Origin of the sequence: Streptomyces sp. (assembly GCF_050698815.1) — a bacterium.
Classification (GTDB): Bacteria; Actinomycetota; Actinomycetes; order Streptomycetales; family Streptomycetaceae; genus Streptomyces.
Map to the genome: position 1 here is coordinate 1 of NZ_JBOHCV010000250.1, position 5,360 is coordinate 5,360.

Annotated in this window: 4 protein-coding genes; 3 read left to right on the plus strand and 1 reads right to left on the minus strand. The window is 71.1% G+C overall.

Annotation, left to right across the window (positions count from 1 at the left end; all coding sequences use genetic code 11):
* Positions 1–903: tyrosine-type recombinase/integrase (locus tag ACRDP3_RS09335; protein ID WP_431516393.1), on the plus strand; the 903-nt coding region annotated here is incomplete at its 5' end.
* 228 nt (positions 904–1,131) lie between these two features.
* On the opposite strand, the gene ACRDP3_RS09340 is transcribed toward ACRDP3_RS09335, so the two are convergent.
* Positions 1,132–2,670 carry a peptidoglycan recognition protein family protein gene (locus ACRDP3_RS09340; protein ID WP_431516394.1) on the minus strand — a complete coding sequence of 513 codons (1,539 nt, stop codon included), beginning with the start codon at positions 2,668–2,670 and terminating at the stop codon, positions 1,132–1,134.
* A gap of 114 nt (positions 2,671–2,784) precedes the next feature.
* Between ACRDP3_RS09340 and ACRDP3_RS09345 the strand changes: the two genes are divergently transcribed.
* A complete protein-coding gene (locus ACRDP3_RS09345) occupies positions 2,785–3,546 on the plus strand; it encodes a TIGR03089 family protein (RefSeq protein ID WP_431516395.1) in 762 nt (253 codons plus the stop codon).
* Between the two features lie 134 nt (positions 3,547–3,680).
* Positions 3,681–5,021 carry an LCP family protein gene (locus ACRDP3_RS09350; RefSeq protein ID WP_431516396.1) on the plus strand — a complete coding sequence of 447 codons (1,341 nt, stop codon included), beginning with the start codon at positions 3,681–3,683 and terminating at the stop codon, positions 5,019–5,021.
* Positions 5,022–5,360 lie beyond the last annotated feature (339 nt).

Genomic DNA, 5,360 nt, shown 5'->3' on the forward strand with positions numbered 1-5,360 from the left:
GTGCAGGCGTGGCTGAACGGCCTCCAGAGGACGGTGAGTTCGCCTGGCTACATCGGCTCGATCCTGCAAACCCTGTCCTCGGTGCTCAATGCCGCCGTGGACGACGAGCTGATACGCAAGAACCCAAGCCGTGCCCGGTCGGTGAAGCCTCCACGGAAGGTGAGACCAAGGGTCCAGCCCTGGTCGGCAGAACGGGTGGCCGCCGTCATCGACGCGCTCCCTGGACGGGTCGCCAGCATGGCCCTGCTGGGCGCCGGAGCCGGACTCCGACAGGGCGAGATCTTCGGTCTGGCCGTGGAGGACATCGACTTCCTTCAAGGCACCGTCCGGGTCGAGCGGCAGGTGAAGGAGATCGGCCGCAGCCCCGTCTACGCACCGCCGAAGGGGGGACGGACTCGTGAGGTGCCCCTCGCTCCCGAGGTGGGGGCGGCACTCTCGGCACACCTGAAGGCGTACGCGGCGCACGAGGTCTCGTTGCCCTGGCGGACCCTCGACGGGAAGCCGGAGGCCCATCGGCTCCTCTTCACCACTACGCAGCACCGGCAACACAGCCGCTCCGTCTTCAACCAGGGCACATGGAAACCCGCACTGGCCGAGGCGGAAGTGATACCGCCACCCGTGCGTACGGAGAAGGGGGTCCGGTACGCGTCCTCCCGGGAGGACGGCATGCACGCGCTGCGGCACTTCTACGCCTCGGTGCTGCTGGATGCCGGGGAGAACGTCAGGGCGTTGGCGGACTACCTGGGGCACTCCGACCCTGGGCTGACCCTCCGGGTGTACGCGCACCTGATGCCCGAGGCCGCCGACCGTACCCGGAAGGCCGTGGACGCCGCCCTGGGCGGTGTGGTCAACGAAGTGATCTACGGCCCGAGTGCCCCCGCTGTGCCCCGGCAGGCTCGCTGAACTGCTCTCTTGCAGGTCAAGGGGAGATCACGTCAGGAGGATCGCTTCTGTCACCAGATTCTTCGCTTCCTGACTGACTGTCGGACGGGCCGAGGCCTGAGCCGGGTGGTCGGCGGCCAGTGTATGCAGCGGGGCATACGGCACGCGGCCACCCGGCTTCGTCTGCCGGCCGCGTGCATCGGCATCTGGGGGACGCCGGCATGTGGGGACGCCGGCACCCGGGGCCGGTCAGCGGCCCTGGAGCCGCCCCGCGGCGGTGCGGATGGCGGGGAGCTCGTTGTAGAGCGTGTCGCCGGGACATTCGGTGGCATAGCCGTCGCGGTGCGCCGCGATGGCGTGGAAGGAGACCCTGCTGCCCTTCCGGTACTTGGTGCCGCCACCCGAGGTCAGCGTCACCTTGCTGGTCGCGCCGACTCCGTGGACGCCCAGCTTCCAGGCGGCCAGCCCGCCGACCGCTTCGACGGCCGGCCTGGCCGGTGCGGTGCCGGAGTACGTGCCCAGGACGGCGATGCTGGTGGTGTCGACGTTGAAGCCGAAGGTGTGGGCACCCATCACCGCCCGTGCCACTCCCCCGGCGCGGCCCTCGTAGACCTTGCCGCACTTGTCGACGAGGAAGTTGTAGCCGATGTCGCGCCAGCGGCTGCTCTTGACGTGGTAGCGGTAGATGCCGCGGATGATGGAGGGCACCTGGTCGCAGCTGTAGCCGTTGGTCTCGGCCGTGTGGTGGACGAACACCGCCTTCACGGACTGGGTGTAGCGGAACGCCTGTTCCCTGAGGCTCTCGTCCGCTCCCCAGCCCTTCCGGGTGACGATTTCCGGACGCGGGCCGATGGAGGTGTTCGCCCTCCGGTCCTTGCCGGTCCGGCCGGACTGCCCGGCGTGGTCCGACCGGCCGGCCTCGGCCGCCTTGGCGGCCGCCGCCTTGGCCGCCTTGGCGGCGGACTTGCCGTACCGGGCCTTGGTCTCCGCCCGGCTGAGGGCGGGCAGCACGCCGCCCGGGCGCTTGGCGTGCCCGTCCGCACGTTCGGCTCCGGGCTTGCCGTGCTGCTCCTTGTGGTGCCGGTTGTTCCCGCCCTTCCCGTGCCGCCCGGCCGCCGGCCCGTCCGAGCCCGGGTCGACGAGTTCCAGCCGGGCGCCCGTCGGCAGTTCCGGCTGTCTGGGCTGCTGCCGCGGACCGCCGGACCCGGATGACTTCGGCGAGGCGCCGTCGGCATCGGAGGCGGGGAGCACCCGTACCCGCACCTCGCTGGAGTTCCCCACCCACAGTGGCGCCGTGGAGCCGACGGCTTTCGCGTCGGAACGCTCCACCGCGTCGCGGTCCGGCCGGTCGTCGCCGTGGGTGTTCAGCGACTGCCAGGCCGACCAGCGACCGGTGCCGGACGACCGCGTCTGTACTTGGAGCTGGTCCCGCGGCACGGCGCGGGCGTCGTCCCAGACCACGCCGACGAGTGCGAACGGCTTCACCTTGCGGGAGACGATGCGCCTTCCGCCTGACGGGTCGTCCTCCCAGGCGGAGAGGAGCTGATCGCCCGAGCGAGTGACGTCCCCGGGAGCACCGAGCGCCAGCGACTGGGTGTGCCCCGGGACCGGTCCGCCTTGCTGCGCGGGGGCAGCGCCGGCGGCACGGACAGAGGGGGGTACGGCGTCATCAGCGGATGCCGCGTGCTTGTCGGTAAGCGGGGATTCGGCGGACTCGGTGGGTGCGAGCGGCAACAGCAGAGCCCCCGCACACGCCACACCGATCGAGGTGAGAAGGAGTGCACGCATGGCATGATCCTGCACATAGTCAGACATACATGTCTATTCGGGCAAGGTCCGCGAACTGCCTCCGCGCCACACCTCTGACGGCCCGACAGTCTCCGGCACGCGTACGCTTGCCGGGTGAACGCTCCCCAACGCACCCCTGCCGACCTGCTGCGTTCCGCCCTTGCCAGGGACCCGGGACGGCCACTGGTGACGTACTACGACGACGCCACCGGCGAACGTGTCGAACTCTCCGTCGCCACCTTCGCCAATTGGGTGGCGAAGACCGCGAACCTCCTCCAGGACGACCTGTCCGCCGAACCCGGCGACCGCCTCGCCCTGCTGCTGCCCGCGCACTGGCAGACGGCGGTCTGGCTGCTCGCCTGTTCCTCGACGGGTGTCGTCGTCGACGTGCAGGGCGACCCGGCGGCCGCTTCGGTCGTCGTCAGCGGCCCTGAGTCCCTGGCCGCAGCGAGCGCCTGCCGCGGCGAGCGCGTCGCCCTCAGCCTGCGCCCCCTCGGCGCCCGCTTCCCGCAGCCGCCCGAGGGTTTCCTGGACTACGCCGCCGAGGTGCCCGGACAGGGCGACCAGTTCACGCCGTACGTACCGGCGGACCCCGGCGCGCCCTTTCTCCGGCTGTCCGGCACGGAGGAGCTGACGGGGGAACAGGCCGCCGAACGGGCGCGGGCCGATGCCGAGGCACTCGGTCTGACGACCGGGTCCCGGCTGCTGTCGGCGGCGCCGTACGACAGCTGGGCCGGGCTCAGTGACGGACTGCTGGCGCCGCTCGCCGCCGACGCCTCGGTGGTGCTCTGCCGCAACACCGACCGGCTCGACGCCGCCGCACTCGGGAAGCGCGCGGAGGACGAACGCGTGACCCATACCGCCGGCCGTCGCTGACCCTCCCCGGCCGCACGGCTCAGCGACGCGTACAACCCTGGGCGGACTTCGCATGTCTGCCTACGTGACCGGCGCCCGGACGTCCGTACGTCTCTCGTACACGCCGCCGACACGAGCTTGGGGATGACGCAGACGTGACCGATTCCGGTCCCGAGAACGACAGAGCGGGCACAGAGGGCACAGCCGATACAGCCGATACAGCCGGCGGAGGCGACACAGCCGGCAAGGACTCCGGCGAGAGCACCCACGACACCGACGACAGCGGCAGCAGCAGCGGCAAGAACGGCAGTGGCCACCCGCGCCGTCGCCGGCTGCGCTGGGCCGCGGGGGCGGTCTCCGTGGCCCTGCTGGCCGGGGCGGGTGTCGGCTGGTCGCTCTATCAGAACCTCGACGGCAACATCCGTACGGACGTGGACACCGCCCAGGAGCTCCGGCAGCACGAGGCCGAGCGCCCCGACGCGGCCCCTGGCGAGGCGGAGAACATCCTGCTCCTCGGCTCCGACAGCAGGGGCGGCGGCAACGGCGCGTACGGAGACGACATCGGCGAGCGCTCGGACACCGCGATCCTGCTGCACGTCGCCGCCGACCGCCGCAGCGCCACCGGTGTCTCGATACCCCGGGACCTGATGGTCGACATCCCGGGCTGCACCGCACGGGACGGCGGGCGCACCCCTGCCCGGTTCGCACAGTTCAACTGGGCCTTCCAGTACGGCGGTGCCGCCTGCACCATCCGCACCGTCGAGAAACTGACCGGCACCCGCGTCGACCACCACCTCACCCTCGACTTCTCCGGCTTCAAGAAGCTGGTGGACACCGTCGGCGGCGTCGAGGTCTGCCTGCCGGCGGCGGTGCGGGACCGGGACGCCAGGCTCGACCTCCCCGCGGGCCGGCAGACCCTCGACGGCGAGGACGCCCTCGGCTACGTACGCGCCCGGCACGGCATCGGAAACGGCAGTGACACCCAGCGCATCGGACGACAGCAGCAGTTTCTCGGCTCGCTCGTGAAAAAGGTGCGCGACGACGAGGTGCTGCTGAATCCCGCGAAGCTCTATCCCGTACTGGACTCGGCGACCTCGGCACTCACCGCCGATTCCGGGCTGGATTCCCTCACCGAGCTGTACGAACTCGTGCGCGGCGTACGGGACATCCCGACGGACCGGGTTCGTTTCCTCACCATCCCCCGGCAGTCCTACGCGCTCGACGCCAACCGTGACGAGTTGGTGCAGCCGGACGCGGACCGCCTCTTCGCTCAGCTGCGCGAAGACCGCCCGGTCCGGGTGGCGAACGGCTCCGGGGACGGCCGGGATGCGGGGACCGCAGAACCCGGCCGGCCCAGCGGGCCGAGCGCCCGGCCGGGGAACCAGCCGTCCCGTGATGCCGTCGAATCCCCGGCGAAACCCTCCCCGACCTACCGGGGAACCACTGCGGCGCGTGACGTGTGCGCTGCCGATGACGCTGGGATTGGGATGAATTGACCACTTCTGAGCTCGTGGAATTTGTCACCGCCGTCGCTCGGCGCCGGACCTGCCGGATAGTGTGGCCGCTCCGGTCAGCCCCGACGGGGCGACGTCAGGCGGCACATGGAGGACTCACGCAATCGTGAACGCGCAAGGCCGTGGGCAAGCGGGGGATGTCGACCCCGCTGATCAGTGGGTGTTCGACCCGAGCACCGGCAGCTATCAGCTGCGCCTGAACTCCGTCGCCGGTGACTCCGGGAGTCAGCACGGCAGCGGTGGCCGAGCCGCGTCACGCCAGAGAAGAACGTCCGGCGCCGCGGCCTCCCCCTCCGCTCACCAGTCCACCGGGGGCGGCGA

Bases quoted from the DNA above. Each gene is read 5' to 3' on its own strand.
- ACRDP3_RS09340 (WP_431516394.1), bottom strand. From the start codon at position 2,670: ATGCGTGCACTCCTTCTCACCTCGATCGGTGTGGCGTGTGCGGGGGCT.